This is a genomic window from Vibrio nitrifigilis, from assembly GCF_015686695.1.
GTDB lineage: Bacteria > Pseudomonadota > Gammaproteobacteria > Enterobacterales > Vibrionaceae > Vibrio > Vibrio nitrifigilis.
The window spans coordinates 1,641,671-1,656,354 of record NZ_JADPMR010000001.1 but is presented as its reverse complement, the minus strand read 5'-3'; the positions used below and the strand labels follow the sequence as shown (position 1 = coordinate 1,656,354).

The window sequence follows — 14,684 nt, the reverse complement described above, 5'->3', positions numbered from 1 at the left end:
GGCAATACGTTTGTTACCCATTTTTGATTAATATAAATTTAGCGTTGGAATTAACGGTGAATAGTTTAAGGCCGAATAACTAAGGCCACCATTTCACTGCCATAACCATACTAGATTGTACAAGATTAGACTTGATGGCTTGAAAAAGTGAACTTTTACCCCCATCAATGTCTATATAAAGTAAATAGTAAACCTTTGACGAGGAAGAATATGAACAAGTCAATGTACACAAGTTCAAGCACCTATAGTAGTGCGCTGCAAACGAACAAGGTGCTACGTAATACCTATGCACTACTGTCGATGACCCTACTTTGGTCTGCGATCGTGGCAGGCGTCTCTATGGCGTTTAACCTTCCTCGACCAGGCCTAATCATCATGCTAGTTGGTTTCTATGGTCTTCTCTTTTTAACAGAAAAGAACCGTAACAACGGCATGGGTCTTGTCTTCACATTCCTATTCACTGGCTTCTTAGGCTACACATTAGGTCCAATCCTAAATATGTACGTCGGTGCCGGTATGGGTGATGTGGTATTAACCGCTCTTGGTGGTACTGCACTAGCGTTCTTGGGTTCATCAGCTTACGCACTTACAACAAAACGCGACCTTTCATTCCTTAATGGTATGTTGATGGCAGGTTTTGTTGTGCTACTTATCGGTACTGTAGCGAATATCTTCCTACACCTACCAATGTTGTACCTTGCAATGAGCGGCCTGTTTATCCTGTTTTCAACAGGTGCGATCATGCTGACAACACAGCAAATCATTCGTGGCGGTGAAAATAACTACATTTCAGCAACCATTACGCTGTATGTATCCATCTACAATATGTTCATCAGCCTATTGAGCATTTTGGGTGTCATGAACGACGACTAAGTCGCGCATAATTAGATAAGCGAGTCGGGCCCGAGAAGAAATTCTCGGGCCTTTCTTTATGGGGCGCGTTATTACGCATAATTTCCACTTGAGCGAACAGAGCGGCTTCGCTACCCTATCGCCATCACGCAGATGAGATAATAAATACTAATGATTAAATACCAAGGTCAAGACATTGAAACAGATGCTGAAGGCTATCTGTTAGATTTTACATTGTGGGAAGAAGGCATGATCAATGTGCTCGCGGAGCACGAAGGTCTTGAAGTCACGGATGCCCATCTGGAAATTATCCTATTTGTTCGTCATTTCTACGAAGAGTTCAATACATCGCCCGCGGTAAGGATGTTAGTCAAAGCTGTAGAAAAAGAGCACGGAAAAGAAAAAGGCAACAGCAAATACCTCTTTAAGCTATTCCCTAAAGGGCCAGCAAAACAAGCAACGAAATTAGCAGGGCTACCCAAACCGGCAAAATGTTTATAAATAGATTCTGCTGTCCCTACATGAGCTTAAGAGACAGACATAACGAGAAGTTTTAGTCTCTGAAACAAAATCTAGGGTTACTTGGGGGATCGTAAAGAAAACAAAACCTATCAGAGCCCAAACTCCGATAGGTTTTTTCATACTGCAGTATTGATGAACACCAAAGCGGTTAAAGAATTCTAAATCCGCAATAATTTTGATCACATCCCACTTGTTCTCGAATTACATCTTCAACCACGGCGGTTCGTGGCCCTTTTAAAAGAAATGCATATAATTCATCGAGTTGTTCTGGATGCCCATGGGCAACCACTTCAACACTGCCATCAAATAGGTTCTTGGCATAGCCAGTTAAACCTAATTTCATGCACTCTTGCGCTGTAATATAACGAAAACCTACAGCCTGGACGACACCAGATACATTAAATTTTTCACAAGTCATCGTCTCGTTCTTCCTTGTTGTCTGCATATTGTGTTAGTTAATACACTAGCGGCACACCTTCACCACACTAGTAACAAGGGTATTTTACTAAAATCGTAAAACACGGAACGCCACCTAGATCGCATCTCGTTCATTCTGTGACGTTCATCAAACCCAGTATAATCCAACTTAAAATGTTGCACTATGTAAAATAATTAGCATAAAAAGCTAACCATAAAGAATTACCCAGTTGGTGGTAGCTGTGTTTTATAAAATGGTAGTCAACTGCATGTTTATGCGATTTTTATTGATTTTCTCTATTGGTGAGAAATCAACGTTCGCTGGGTTTCTATCTGTTATCTCAAAGCAAATTTGCTTTTCACCAATAGTTACACGACAATAGCGACCCTTTTCTAACTATCGATTTTTGAGTATCGTCATGACTCCTGCAATTTATCTGGCTAAAGGCCGTGAAAAATCCTTACTTCGCCGTCATCCTTGGATCTTTTCCCGTGGTATTCACAAAGTAGACGGCGAACCACAGTTGGGAGAGACAGTCGATGTATTTAGTCACGATGGTCGTTGGTTAGCAAAAGCAGCGTACTCTCCAAAATCTCAAATTCGCGCGCGAGTATGGAGCTTTGATAAAGAAGCGATTGATACTGCTTTCTTTATTCGCCGTATTGAACAAGCGCAGCGTTTACGCGATGAACTCATAGAGCGTGATGGTCTTACTGGTTATCGTCTCATTGCCGCAGAATCTGATGGTTTACCCGGCATTACCATCGATAAATATCAAGATTACCTAGTCTGTCAATTACTTAGCGCGGGCGCTGAATTTAATAAGCCAGCGCTAGTTGAAGCACTACTGCACTGTTTCCCGAATGCCAATATTTATGAGCGCTCTGATGTCGCTGTACGTAAAAAAGAGGGATTAGAAGAGACGGTCGGCGTACTTCATGGTGAAGAGCCACCAGCGTCAGTGGTGATTGAAGAGAATGGCGTAAAAATCAGCGTTGATATCGTTGGCGGCCACAAAACAGGTTTCTATCTGGATCAACGAGACAGTCGCGCACAATCGATGAAATATGTTGAAGGTAAAGAGGTACTTAACTGCTTCTCATACACCGGTGGTTTTGGTTTATATGCACTGAAGGGTGGCGCAAAACGAGTCATTAATGCTGATGTATCACAACATGCATTAGATACAGCGAAATACAACGCCGAGCTCAATGAATTTGATATTTCGAAAAAACGCGCAGTTTTCCTTAACGCCGATGTATTTAAATTGCTACGTGAATATCGCGATCAAGGTACCAAGTTTGATGTTGTTGTCATGGACCCACCAAAATTTGCAGAGTCGAAAGCGCAACTGAACGGCGCATGTCGTGGCTACAAAGATATCAACATGCTAGCGATGCAAATTCTTAAACCAGGTGGCACATTGCTCACTTACTCTTGCTCTGGTTTGATGGATCAAGTGCTATTTCAAAAAGTCATCGCCGATGCCGCCGTGGATTCTGGCCGCAGTGTGAAATTTGTCGAACGTTTTGAACAAGCGGCCGATCACCCTATCGATACCGCCTACCCTGAAGGTTTCTACTTAAAAGGCTTTGCCTGTAAAGTGTTCTAATATTAGCACCGTAGGTTAAAGACTCAGCGTCACTGTTGCCTCAGGATTCAGAGCTTCATCAACGAGCCTAGATCAAGCTCAATCACGGCAGGAATCGTCATTCCCTTTTAACGTGATTGAGCGTAGAAATTAAGTTTGTTGATGAGCTCCCGACTCCACCTGTAGGTGGCTCATCTGCTCCAATATGTAATCAATTAACACTCGTACCCGAGGAGAGAGTTCCCGATGTTTGGGATACACCACACTGATGGGAGCCTCAGCGATACCTGTTTGAGGTAGCACCTGAATCAATCGGCCGGTCGCTAAATCATCGGCAACATCCCAATAAGACTTCATCGCAATGCCTAAACCTTGTAGAGCCAATTGATGGCTAATTTCCCCATCACTGCATAGAAAACAACCGTGAATGGCAGCCTTACCGGTATCAAATTGCCAATACGTTTCTGCACTGTTACCCAAGGCAATACAACGATGTTCGCCTAATTCATCTAACGAGCTCGGTAAGCCGTAGCGTTCTGCATAGTCAGGGGCAGTACATAGCACTCGGTTATTGGGTAAAATTTGTCGCGCCACTAAACGGGAATCTGGTAACACTCCGTAGCGAATGGCTAAATCAAGCCCATCGGCAATGAGGTCTTTCACTTCATCACTAAAGTAAAGCTCAAACTTCATGTGTGGGTAGCGATGACAAAACTCAGTCATTATTGGTAATAAACGCCGCTGACCAAAACTTTTTGGCGCCGTAATGCGTAAGCAGCCGGAAATTAAATCTTTCTGCTCTAACATCGCTTCTTCTGCGCGAACCATCTCCTCAAGAATCTTACGTGCATACTGATATAACGTGCGCCCTTCTTCACTCACAGATAATTGCCGTGTACTGCGGTTAATTAACTGAACGCCAACCCGATGTTCAAAATTAGCTAAACGTTTAGATACTGCCGCAAGCGATAACCCTAATTCTTCAGCGGCACTGGTCATACTGCCAAGTGAAACAATTTTGGCAAACACCCGTAATCCCGCCACATCGTTGGTCCAGTTCATTTTTTACCTTATGGAAAGAGTCAATTGCAATTATGTCCATTTAATCAACCTTCATCGGTGATTACAATGAGAACTATTAATTCAACATGATGCGTAACGTACATCGTTGCCCTGAAACAGAAACACATCCGCTCAAAGGAGATTAGAATGTTAATCACGTTAGAAGGCAAAACGGCTTTAGTCACAGCATCTACTGGTGGTATTGGCTTTACCACAGCAAAAATTCTTGGCGAAAGCGGCGCTACGGTCATCATTAATGGCCGCAGCCAAGAAAGTGTCAATCGAGCTTTAGACAAGCTGCACAGTGAGCTGCCTAATGCGACATTTCAAGGCATTCCCGCAGATCTTAGTCGTTCTGAGGGCTGCCAAGCATTAATCGATGGCGCAGGAGAAATCGATATTCTGGTCAACAACGCAGGGATTTATGGTGCTCTCGATTTCTACGACACAAGTGATGAAATCTGGAATCAATACTGGGAAACTAATGTGATGTCCGGTGTGCGTTTATCCCGTGCGTTCATTCCTAAAATGCAGGAAAAAGGTTGGGGACGCGTGGTCTTTATCTCTTCAGAATCATCACGCAATATTCCCGCCGATATGATTCACTATGGCGTATCAAAAACAGCTCAGCTTTCCCTATCTCGTGGATTAGCAAAACGCTTTGCTGGCACCGGAATTACATTTAACTGCGTACTTCCAGGGCCAACCATTTCTGATGGCTTCGCCGCTATGTTTGAACAACAAGCCGCTCAAACAGGCCAATCAATGGAAGATATCGCTAAAGATTTCATTGCAGAAAATCGCCCTAGCTCTGTATTGAAACGCGCGGCCAGTGTTGAAGAAGTCGCCAATATGATTGTTTATGTCTGCTCAGAACAAGCGTCAGCAACCAGTGGCGCAGCTTTACGCGTCGATGGCGGCGTCGTAGACGACATTGTGTAATCTTGCTCCCCAATACAATGCGCAAATCATAGGTGCTAAGTCACAGCACCTTTGGCGTAAGCGAATTATTTAACAGTAATAATGGTCAAAGTGGTCATCGCCATTTTGACCTTCACTCAAAAGGAAGGACTCTATGAAAACGACAGCACTAGGTACAACTGGTCTTGATATCGTACCACTCGTCTTCGGTGGTAACGTATTTGGCTGGACGATTGACGAAAAAACCAGCTTCGACATCTTAGACTGCTTTATCGATCAAGGCTTTAACGCTATTGATACCGCCGATGTATATTCTTCATGGGCACCCGGTAATAAAGGCGGTGAATCAGAAACCATTATCGGTAACTGGTTAGCCGCACGCCCAGGTATGCGTGATAAAATTAAGCTCTTCACCAAAGTCGGTTCTGATCTTGAGCAACCAGGCAAAAAAGGCCTATCAAAACGTTGGATTATCCAAGCCATTGATGAATCTCTTGCGCGCCTAAAAACCGATTACGTTGATCTGTACTTCTCTCACTGGCCAGATGAAGGTACACCTTATGAAGAAACATTGAGAGCTTACGAACAGTTATTGAAAGAAGGAAAAATCCGTTCAGTGGGCGCTTCTAACCTCAATGCAGCTCAACTTGGTGAAACAGTAAACGTCGCTAAAGCCAATAATTTACCTACCTATCAAGTGCTACAACCAGAATACAATTTGTATGACCGAGATGGTTTTAACCCTGAACTACAAGCGCTGTGCCTAAAAGAAAATATCGGCGTAGTCACCTACTACAGCTTGGCATCTGGTTTCTTGTCTGGTAAGTATCGCAGCACTGACGATCTCAAAAAAAGTGCGCGTGGTGAAGGCATTGCAAAATATCTCGATGCAAAAGGCCAAGCTATCTTAAAAGCGCTCGATACGATCGCCGAAGCTCATAATGCTGAACCGGCTCAAGTCGCGATTGCATGGTTAATCGCTCAAGACGCCGTCACAGCACCGATTGCGAGTGCAACTAAGCGTAGCCATATTGAAAACTTCCGCAAGGCCGTAGACCTGAAATTGTCTAACGAAGAAATTGCGATTTTGACTAAAGCAGGCCAAGCGTAATATGTTGAAGATCGATCGCCGCACCGCTACCTCGCTACTAGTCGCAGGAACCATGTTTATGGAAATTCTGGACTCCACCGTTATCACAACGGCGCTGCCCGTTATTGCGAAAGATTTTGGTACTGCTGCCGCTCACCTGTCGCTGGGGGTATCTGCGTATCTTGTCGCATTAACCATATTCATTCCTATTAGTGGCTGGGCGGCCGATCGATTTGGGCCGCGCCGTATTTTTAGCGCGGCCATTATTATTTTCACCCTCTCATCCCTACTCTGTTCCCTATGTACGGATTTAACTCAATTTACACTCGCAAGAATATTGCAGGGGTTAGGAGGAGCGATGATGGTTCCCGTTGGCCGACTCGTTGTCCTGCGTCACACTCCTAAAAATCGCCTCGTTCAAGCGATAGCGATTCTTACATGGCCAGCCTTATTTGCCCCTTTAATTGGTCCCGTTGTAGGAGGATGGATTGCCACACACTGGAGTTGGCATTGGATTTTCTTACTCAATTTACCGCTGGGTGCCATCGCGTTAATTGCCACCCTGATGTTAGTCGACAACCATAGTGAGCCCGTGCAACGCTTTGATACGCGAGGATTTATCTTAAGTGGTCTAGGCTTTGGTATTTTAATGGCCGGTTTAGAGGCCTGCAGCCGAGATGATGTGTCGCTCAATATGTCACTCTCTTTGCTAGCCGGTGGCTTCATTCTGCTCGTGATGACGACCGTCTATTTACTGCGAAGCTCCCACCCTCTATTTAACTTGTCGCCCCTGCGCATCAAAACATTCCGCATCTCAATCGTTGGTGGTTCTCTGTTTCGTATCGCCATTAATACCGCGCCGTTTTTGCTGCCGCTGCTCTTTCAAATCGGTATGGGATACAGCCCGATTCAATCGGGTACACTCTTGTTATGGTTGTTTGCAGGCAACCTATTCATTAAACCCGCCACCACTTGGATCATGAACCAATTTGGTTTCAAAAATGTTCTCATCATTAATGGATTAATGGTAGCGGCGGGGTTTGCCGCCATGTCACAAATGACCGCTAATACCCCTTATTTAGTGATTGTGGCGATATTGTTTATCAGTGGTATGAATCGTTCGATTCAATTCACCGCACTTAACACCATCAGCTTTGCCGATATGCCCGACAAGAAAATGCGAGATGCAAACACTCTACAAGCGGTGTTTTTACAAATGAACATTGGGACAGGGATTGCGCTGGGTGCATTATTTCTATCGATTGCGTGTTTGCTTCATGGTCACACTTCTACCAACCCTGTTACCGAAGATTTTAGCTTAGCGCTTTGGTTTACAAGTGCCCTAGCATTGATCGCCATCATTGACTCACTATTACTTTCTCCTCGGGCAGGCTTCTCAGTTTTGGAGAAAAAATCGCAAGTTTGCAAACAAAATAACTGAATCGTCTCACAAGATATAAAATTCATTTTTGACTGAAATAAAACCACAGCAAACGGTTCATTTAGTGTGGTTTTATAGTAAGCCCTTCTCAGATTTATACTTTTTTATTCTCACTTCGGCTTCCCATTTTTTGTCTCTCAGATTAAGCAACTTGTCTCTCAAATTTTTACCTCTTTAGTGACACATTCAATCCGTCCAATTACGTCTAAATTTTCCGTACTTAGCAATGCAACATTTAATCCCATATTCTCACTTTTGAGATAAACACTGCCGCTTTTACTAATTATGGATGAGGTTATTATGGCGCTGAAAAAGCATGTATCAACTCAAGACTTTGGCAATCGCGCAGCCAGCAATACTGCCGCTCCGAAAAAAGAAGCTGATGAGCTTCGTCGCCAAGCTCGCACATTAGCGCGTAAGCCGCAAGCCGCAGAGCGCATCGCCAGTTCAACGGCGGAACTGCTAGCTGGTTTAGAAGAAAGTTCATCAGCCATGACCCAACTACGCTCATCAATGGAGCAGATTGCGGTTGGCGCAGAAGAATCATCGTCTGCAACCAAACAAAGTGAATCGGCCGTATCACAAATGGGACAATATATTGATGAGCAGGCAACCTACGCTCAGCAATCAAAAACCATTATCACCACCGTCGAACAAGAAATCATCACTGTCGCTCAAAAGATTTCCGATATGGTCAGTAACGTACAAATTTCATCCGAAAGACAGAACGACTCGGTAAAACGCATGGAAGAACTGACCGAACAAGCCGCAAAAATCGGTGATGCGGTAAAACAAGTTATCCATATTGCCGATCAAACCAACTTACTCGCCCTTAACGCAGCCATTGAAGCAGGTCGTGCTGGAAAACACGGAAAAGGCTTTGCCGTCGTCGCGGATACAGTACGTACACTCGCGGAAAAGGCCGAGACCAATGCCGCGAATATTGAAAGTCTTATCCAAGATATATCTGATGGAGCATCAAACGTATCCGAGGGCGTAAAATCCAGCTCAGAAAAAGCCGAACAAGAGGTACAGAAAGGTAAAGTTGTCAGCAATCAGCTAACCGAAATCCGTGGTGAAATGTCCGATTTAGTACGCGATGCAGATTTACTGCTTAATGCAGCGAACGAAATGTCAACAGCCGCACAAATGGCATTAAAGGGGGCAGAGTCTGTTTCTAATTCCGCTCAAGAACAATCTGCTGCGTGTGAAGAGAGCTTAAAAACGCTTGACCAACAGCAATTAGCGCTAGATGGTGCGGTCACTGCAGCACAATCACTGGATGAACTGGCTGACGATCTACGAACCTCCACCGATATGGAAAAATCAGCCGAAGAAGTCGCATCTTCTGCTGAAGAACTGTCTGCAAGCATTGAAGAGATTAGCCGTGCGTCATCAGAGATCATGTCCGCCATCCGCCAGATCAGTGATGGCTCATCGGTGATGTCATCGAGTGTGGAAGAAGGCATTACCAGCCTCACCCAAATTGAACAAGGCGCTAAACTAGGCAAAGAGCGCGCATCTTCCAGTTTAGAGTCTTGTCAGTCCATGCTGGAAAGCATCGATAGCAACAAAAATACCGTGGATGAAATGATTGTTGCGATTACAGATTCGACCAACGCAGCGCGTGAAAACCTCAAAGAAATGGATAACATCGAAAAGATTTCTCGCCAAATCGATAAAATCGTTGATGGGATTTCGAATGTATCCATTCAAACAGCTATGTTAGCGGTTAACGGCGCAGTTGAAGCAGCCCGAGCGGGCGAATTTGGTAAAGGTTTCGCGGTGGTGTCTACCGATATCCAAAACCTTGCTAATGATGCGGCAGAAAACGCGGAACAAATCAAAGACCAGGTGAAAAACATCCAAGATCAAATTAACGTCGTGCGTCGCGACTTAGCCGATATTCTCTCAGATGTTTTAGAAGAAGCCAATAAAGCAACAATGACCACCAAACAACTCGAAGAAGTTAAAGAGAGCATGAACAGTGTTGTCACTGGAAGTACCAAGATCGTGCAAAGCGCTGAAGGTATCGAAACCTCCGTTCAAGATGCACGTAGTGGTATGGAACAAATCGGTTCAGCGGCAGAAGAAGCATCACAAGCTGCCAACGAAGCTTCCGCAGCAGCAAGACAGCAAAGTTCAAGTAGCGACGAACTGGCCAGCGCAATTGAAAACATTGCCGCTGTCGCCGATGAACTGCAATCCTTCTAAACGAGGTGGTCTATGAAGGAATCAACCCACGAAGCTGTCATGGACACAGAAGAAAACCTCACTCAATATGTTAATTTTGTATTGGGTGACGAGTTCTTTGCTGTACCGATGAATGAGGTCGAAGAAATTATTCGTCAACCTCTGACGTTTAGTGTTCCTCTAACGCCAGATTACCTAACCGGGCTTTCAAACCTGCGCGGACAAATACTCCCCGTTTTGTGCTTACGCAGCGTATTAGAGCAAGAGAAGGTGGAATTAACCGATGCTACCCGCGTTATTGTGATGAATATTCAGAATACGCAAGTCGGTTTCACCGTCGACCGAGTGTTAAATGTAGCAACACCCGACCCTTCATCTATCAAACAAACCAATACTGCCGGTGGCAACATTGATGCGGACCTTATCACGAACACGATTCATAGCGGTGATAACATCATCCAAGTGCTCAATTCGCAAAAATTGATCGGCCACTCAATGCAGGAAGAGATTGACCGCTGTTCGCAACGCTTTGGCACAGCGGCACAAGGACTCAACGCGCTGGATGATAGTGATGACGAAGATGACAGCTCAATGCGTCAGCTCGTTTGTTGCATGGTCGATGCTCAAGAATATGCCTTCTATCTAGAGGATACGAAAGAGATTGTTCGTATTCCTGAAACCATCACAAAAGTGCCTAAAGCAGGAAAAGCTATTTTAGGCATTATGAACTTGCGTGACAAAACATTGCCATTGGTCAGTTTGCGTTCAATGTTTGGCATGCCGCAAATTGATTTCAATGAAAGCCATCGTGTTTTAGTGGTGAATTTTGTCAATGAAGGCATCACAATTCCTATTGGCATTGTCATTGATGCAGTGCGAGAAGTGATTCGTCTCCATGATTCCAAGTTTGATGCCGTGCCTGAAATTATGAAATCGATGGGACGTTCCACCGACATCGCCGCGATTTGTAATCTTGATGATGGTGCTAGAACGTTAAGCGTCGTCGAAGTCTCGCAGCTATTCGACGCTGAAACCATTGGTGCGCTTGCCGATGTTGCTAATCCCGAGGATGCAGAAATGATCGATGATCAAGAGGATATTTACGATTCAGATGAGGATAGTACCGATACACAGTTGGTAATTTTCAAACTCGATAACGAAGAGTTTGGTATTTCCATTCATGCGGTACAAGAAATTATTCGAATTCCAGACAGTGTTAGCCGTGTCCCTCGCACTGACGATTTCATCGAAGGCGTCATAAACCTACGCGGTAACGTGCTGCCAATTGTTGATTTACGTAAACGCTTTGAGCTTCCCGATATGGAGCGCCACGATAGGCAACGTATTTTAGTAGTCAACTACGATCGCGTATCCACTGGTTTTGTTGTCGATTCGGTCAGTGAAGTCTTGCGTATTCCAGAATCTCAGCTCGAATACGCCCCGACATTGAGTGAAGAGCAAGCCCAATTAATGAAGCAAGTGGTTAATTATCAGAAACGGATGATTGGCGTACTTTCCGCAGATCAACTGCTAAGTAATACGGAAATGTACAAACTGTACATGGCAGCCAACGAAGCCGAAGGGCTAGAAGCAGAATAACTTGTCTTAGTAATGTTTATGATTACTGCTCATGGAGGACAGCAATGAAAATCCTGGTCGTCGATGATTCCGCGTTAATGCGACATACAATTACTGATATTTTAAGTGATTTGCCGGGTGCCGAAATTCAAACCTCTCGGGATGGTGTTGATGCACTACACAAGCTCAATAGCTGGCAACCAGATGTGATCACTCTAGATATGAATATGCCGAATATGGATGGCATGACCTGTCTTAGTCATATTATGTCTGAGCGCCCGACCCCGGTTATTGTGATATCTTCACTCACCGAAGAAGGCGCATTGGTCACATTAGAAGCATTGTATCTTGGTGCCGTTGATTATGTATGTAAACCAGGAGGAACCGTCTGTAATGGTCTGCATGAACTTGAACACACGATTAAATCGAAAGTGCTTAACGCGGTAACGAGCAAAGTCACCCCCACATCAATAGATGCCAGCCCTCATTCAGAGCCGCTGCCACCTGCTAAGCCAGTGAAACCAGGCACTGCTGCAATGGTTAACCGTCGCGGTCTTACCATTATTGGTGTTTCAACGGGAGGTCCGGGCTGTGTCGAGCGCCTTGCGCGCCAGATCCCTACTGATTACCCACAGCCTGTGGTCGTTTGCCAGCACATGCCGGAGAGTTTCACCGAGGCCTTTGCAAAACGCTTAGATAAAGTACTCGATATTCCAGTTCATGAAATCTCTGGTGCAACTGAGCTCAAAGCAGGCCAATTATACATCTGTAAAGGCGACCGTGATTGTATCGTCACCGAACGAAACGGTAAGATTGTTGCCCTCCCCACTCCGTTAGATAACCGATTTACTTGGCATCCTAGTGTCGCCAAATTGGTTGAAAGCGCTCATCGTTCCCTACGAGCCGACGGCTTAATTTGCGTCATGATGACAGGTCTTGGCGATGACGGCGCAGAGGAAATGGCAAAAGTGGCCCAAGACCGAGGCATCGTTTTGGCCCAAGAACCGCACAGCTGTGTGGTAGATAGCATGCCAAAATCGCTGATAAAACGTTGTCCATCGGTCACTACAGCCCCACCAGAAGAGCTAGGGCGCTTGCTTTATCATCGTGCAAAAAGTTTCCCTTCGGAGGTGTCTTATGGTGTTAATTAAACAAGACAAACCATTGATGGTTGATGACGCATTAGAAGATGTACAACTTTCACCTTTGACCACCATTGACGACATTCGTCCACGGCTGCTCAGTAACGATGCCGATACGGTCACCGAAGCGTTGCATGATCTTGATATCTTTGATAGTGACGCCATTTTGCCGCTTATTGACGACATTGTGCACCTCATTAACCAAGAAGGCGCTTCTCATCTTGGAGAGGTCGCGTTCTCATCATTGCAAACCCATTTAAGCGACCAAGTTGTACAAAAACTGGTTCATTTTTTGGCATCTGAGGACCCATTCATTCGCAACCAAGCCATTGAATTATTACAAAACTCCCCAGAACTTCTAGCGCCCTATATTGGCGATTTAATCCATAGTGATAACAATGATGTTCGTATTTTTTCAGTCGACATTTTAGGGCTTCTCCCCCATCCGGATGTGCCCGTGTGGATCAAAGAAATTTTACGCACGGAAAGCCATGTCAATGTTGTTGGTGCCGCAATTGATAGAGCGACACAATTAGCGGATCCCTCACTAGTGCCCGAATTAAAGCAGGTTAAGCAACGCTTTAATGACGTGGCGTACATTCAGTTTGCCTGCGACTTGGCAATCACGCGATTAGCAAGTTAAGGAGCGGGTTATGAGTGATGTCACATTAACCGAAGCTGATTTCTACCGTTTTAGAGATTTCTTTTATCAAAAAACCGGTATTTTCTTTGAAGATAATAAACGCTACTTCGTTGATAAAAGAATCGTTCAACGCATCGCTGACACAAATCACCATAGCTTTCGAGGGTATTTTACCTTTCTCCGTTTTCAATCAACCGGTGAAGAACTGCAAGCTCTGATTAATTCATTAACGGTGAATGAAACCTATTTCTTCCGCGAGACGGCACAACTTGAATCTCTGGTCGACGAAACACTTGATGAATTGGTTGCCAACAACCCCGATCAATTACTGCGTATATGGTCGATTCCCTGCTCTAGTGGTGAAGAGCCCTATTCGATTGTGTTGTATCTGCTTGAACATTGGTCACAGTTAAACAATGTCGATATTGAAATTATTGCGTCAGATATTGACACAGAAATTCTAACTCGAGCACATAAAGGGTTGTTTAGCGCACGAGCTGTAAAAAACTTATCTGCGGATCTGATCAATCGTTATTTCGTCAAGCAAGACGATGGTATGTATCAAATCAGCGATGATATTCGCCAATCCGTACGCTTTACCAAATTCAATTTAAACAACCGCCACGACGCAAAAAAGCTTGGCAAAATGGACGTCATATTTTGCCGTAACCTACTGATTTATTTTGATGATGTATCAAGGCGCAATGCGATTGAGCTGTTTTATGAACAGCTGAATCCCGGCGGGATCTTGTTTCTCGGACACTCTGAATCCATGAGTCGAATTTCATCAGTGTTCAAGATTAAACGTTTTAAAAAATCAACTGGTTACATAAAACCGCTGAAGGAGAACGTATCATGAAAAAGGTGATGGTCGTAGACGACGCCTCCACAGTACGTATGTACCACAAAGCACTCCTAGATGAGATCGGTGCCTTTGTGATTGAAGCCGCCAACGGAGTTGAAGCATTAGAACGCGCTTTAGAACAAACGGTCGATCTGTTTCTAGTTGATATCAACATGCCTAAAATGGACGGTTTTACCCTTGTACGTGAACTACGGTCACGTCCAGAGCTTGCTGAGACACCAGTGATTATGATTTCAACCGAAGCGCAAGATTGCGATTTACAACAAAGCTTAGATGTTGGAGTGAACTTGTACATTGTTAAACCAGTAAATCCTGAAGAGTTACAACAAACCGTCACATTGATGTTTGGGGGGCTGTCATGAATCC

General features: G+C 44.5%; 14 protein-coding genes. 12 read left to right on the top strand and 2 right to left on the bottom strand.

The window, feature by feature from the left end:
• Positions 1-210: 210 nt before the first annotated feature.
• Both I1A42_RS07495 and I1A42_RS07490 read left to right on the top strand, forming a co-directional pair.
• Positions 211-873 (top strand): Bax inhibitor-1/YccA family protein, encoded by a 663-nt coding sequence (locus tag I1A42_RS07495; protein ID WP_161155174.1) that lies wholly within the window; start codon positions 211-213, stop codon positions 871-873.
• Positions 874-1,023: 150 nt separating this feature from the next.
• Positions 1,024-1,353, top strand: a complete 330-nt coding sequence (locus I1A42_RS07490; protein WP_161155176.1) for a TusE/DsrC/DsvC family sulfur relay protein — start codon at positions 1,024-1,026, stop codon at positions 1,351-1,353.
• A 169-nt stretch (positions 1,354-1,522) separates the two neighbouring features.
• Here I1A42_RS07490 and yccX read toward each other — a convergent pair whose 3' ends face one another.
• Positions 1,523-1,792: an acylphosphatase gene (yccX, locus tag I1A42_RS07485; RefSeq protein ID WP_161155178.1), complete on the bottom strand. Its 270-nt coding sequence runs from the start codon at positions 1,790-1,792 to the stop codon at positions 1,523-1,525.
• Between the two features lie 418 nt (positions 1,793-2,210).
• Between yccX and I1A42_RS07480 the strand changes: the two genes are divergently transcribed.
• Complete coding sequence (locus I1A42_RS07480) at positions 2,211-3,404, top strand: class I SAM-dependent methyltransferase (RefSeq protein ID WP_161155180.1); 1,194 nt, start codon at positions 2,211-2,213, stop codon at positions 3,402-3,404.
• A gap of 129 nt (positions 3,405-3,533) precedes the next feature.
• On the opposite strand, the gene I1A42_RS07475 is transcribed toward I1A42_RS07480, so the two are convergent.
• Positions 3,534-4,445: a LysR family transcriptional regulator gene (locus I1A42_RS07475; protein WP_196123093.1), complete on the bottom strand. Its 912-nt coding sequence runs from the start codon at positions 4,443-4,445 to the stop codon at positions 3,534-3,536.
• A gap of 147 nt (positions 4,446-4,592) precedes the next feature.
• Here I1A42_RS07475 and I1A42_RS07470 point away from each other — a divergent pair, with 147 nt between their 5' ends.
• The 9 genes from I1A42_RS07470 (at position 4,593) to I1A42_RS07430 (ending at position 14,680) form a co-directional block, all read left to right on the top strand.
• Entirely contained in the window at positions 4,593-5,387 is a 795-nt protein-coding gene (locus I1A42_RS07470) for an SDR family NAD(P)-dependent oxidoreductase (RefSeq protein WP_161155184.1), read from the top strand.
• Positions 5,388-5,520: 133 nt separating this feature from the next.
• Positions 5,521-6,477, top strand: coding sequence for an aldo/keto reductase (locus I1A42_RS07465; RefSeq protein WP_196123092.1), 957 nt, complete (start codon positions 5,521-5,523; stop codon positions 6,475-6,477).
• Position 6,478: 1 nt separating this feature from the next.
• Entirely contained in the window at positions 6,479-7,897 is a 1,419-nt protein-coding gene (locus I1A42_RS07460; RefSeq protein WP_196123091.1) for a DHA2 family efflux MFS transporter permease subunit, read from the top strand.
• A 300-nt stretch (positions 7,898-8,197) separates the two neighbouring features.
• Positions 8,198-10,111: a methyl-accepting chemotaxis protein gene (locus I1A42_RS07455; RefSeq protein WP_196123090.1), complete on the top strand. Its 1,914-nt coding sequence runs from the start codon at positions 8,198-8,200 to the stop codon at positions 10,109-10,111.
• Between the two features lie 12 nt (positions 10,112-10,123).
• On the top strand, positions 10,124-11,689 hold the full coding sequence (locus I1A42_RS07450; protein ID WP_196123089.1) for a chemotaxis protein CheW: 1,566 nt from the start codon (positions 10,124-10,126) through the stop codon (positions 11,687-11,689).
• A gap of 44 nt (positions 11,690-11,733) precedes the next feature.
• On the top strand, positions 11,734-12,819 hold the full coding sequence (cheB, locus tag I1A42_RS07445) for a chemotaxis protein CheB (protein WP_196123088.1): 1,086 nt from the start codon (positions 11,734-11,736) through the stop codon (positions 12,817-12,819).
• Positions 12,806-13,453 carry a HEAT repeat domain-containing protein gene (locus tag I1A42_RS07440; protein ID WP_196123087.1) on the top strand — a complete coding sequence of 216 codons (648 nt, stop codon included), beginning with the start codon at positions 12,806-12,808 and terminating at the stop codon, positions 13,451-13,453. The genes cheB and I1A42_RS07440 overlap by 14 nt, the downstream gene beginning before the upstream one ends.
• A gap of 10 nt (positions 13,454-13,463) precedes the next feature.
• Positions 13,464-14,312 (top strand): CheR family methyltransferase, encoded by an 849-nt coding sequence (locus tag I1A42_RS07435; protein ID WP_196123086.1) that lies wholly within the window; start codon positions 13,464-13,466, stop codon positions 14,310-14,312.
• A complete protein-coding gene (locus tag I1A42_RS07430; protein WP_161155200.1) occupies positions 14,309-14,680 on the top strand; it encodes a response regulator in 372 nt (123 codons plus the stop codon). The genes I1A42_RS07435 and I1A42_RS07430 overlap by 4 nt, the downstream gene beginning before the upstream one ends.
• The last annotated feature ends 4 nt before the right edge of the window (positions 14,681-14,684 follow it).

Excerpts from the sequence above, each read along its gene's own strand:
- I1A42_RS07495 (WP_161155174.1), top strand. The coding sequence starts at position 211 with ATGAACAAGTCAATGTACACAAGTTCAAGCACCTATAGTAGTGCGCTG.
- I1A42_RS07490 (WP_161155176.1), top strand. The coding sequence starts at position 1,024 with ATGATTAAATACCAAGGTCAAGACATTGAAACAGATGCTGAAGGCTAT.
- yccX (WP_161155178.1), bottom strand. The coding sequence starts at position 1,792 with ATGACTTGTGAAAAATTTAATGTATCTGGTGTCGTCCAGGCTGTAGGT.
- I1A42_RS07480 (WP_161155180.1), top strand. The coding sequence starts at position 2,211 with ATGACTCCTGCAATTTATCTGGCTAAAGGCCGTGAAAAATCCTTACTT.
- I1A42_RS07475 (WP_196123093.1), bottom strand. The coding sequence starts at position 4,445 with ATGAACTGGACCAACGATGTGGCGGGATTACGGGTGTTTGCCAAAATT.
- I1A42_RS07470 (WP_161155184.1), top strand. The coding sequence starts at position 4,593 with ATGTTAATCACGTTAGAAGGCAAAACGGCTTTAGTCACAGCATCTACT.
- I1A42_RS07465 (WP_196123092.1), top strand. The coding sequence starts at position 5,521 with ATGAAAACGACAGCACTAGGTACAACTGGTCTTGATATCGTACCACTC.
- I1A42_RS07460 (WP_196123091.1), top strand. The coding sequence starts at position 6,479 with ATGTTGAAGATCGATCGCCGCACCGCTACCTCGCTACTAGTCGCAGGA.
- I1A42_RS07455 (WP_196123090.1), top strand. The coding sequence starts at position 8,198 with ATGGCGCTGAAAAAGCATGTATCAACTCAAGACTTTGGCAATCGCGCA.
- I1A42_RS07450 (WP_196123089.1), top strand. The coding sequence starts at position 10,124 with ATGAAGGAATCAACCCACGAAGCTGTCATGGACACAGAAGAAAACCTC.
- cheB (WP_196123088.1), top strand. The coding sequence starts at position 11,734 with ATGAAAATCCTGGTCGTCGATGATTCCGCGTTAATGCGACATACAATT.
- I1A42_RS07440 (WP_196123087.1), top strand. The coding sequence starts at position 12,806 with ATGGTGTTAATTAAACAAGACAAACCATTGATGGTTGATGACGCATTA.
- I1A42_RS07435 (WP_196123086.1), top strand. The coding sequence starts at position 13,464 with ATGAGTGATGTCACATTAACCGAAGCTGATTTCTACCGTTTTAGAGAT.
- I1A42_RS07430 (WP_161155200.1), top strand. The coding sequence starts at position 14,309 with ATGAAAAAGGTGATGGTCGTAGACGACGCCTCCACAGTACGTATGTAC.